A 269-nucleotide genomic window follows, 5' to 3' on the forward strand; every position below is an offset into this window, starting at 1 on the left:
AAAGGTGGGCAATTAAGTACGGTTGAATATCGTTCAAGCAGAGGAGAAGCAAGATCTAGTGTGAGAACGAGTCAAGCTGAGACACCTCAAAATCCTGCAACAGATTCTGAAAGTCAAAGTGAGGATTTGGATAGTCTCCTCCAAGAATTGTACGCTTTGCCACTTAGCCAACGTCATGTGGAGTCTGATGGATTAGTATTTGACCCAGCACAGATTACAAAACGTACAGCCAATGGTGTTGCAGTGCCTCACGGGGATCATTTCCATTT

The 269-nt window shown here is 44.2% G+C and carries 1 protein-coding gene; it reads left to right on the plus strand.

Going from position 1 to position 269, the window contains the following annotated elements:
• The coding region (locus tag ADH54_RS12525) for a pneumococcal-type histidine triad protein (RefSeq protein ID WP_049524991.1) at positions 1-269 on the plus strand (269 nt) is incomplete at both ends.

Origin of the sequence: Streptococcus pseudopneumoniae (assembly GCF_001072315.1) — a bacterium.
GTDB classification, from domain to species: Bacteria; Bacillota; Bacilli; order Lactobacillales; family Streptococcaceae; genus Streptococcus; species Streptococcus pseudopneumoniae_R.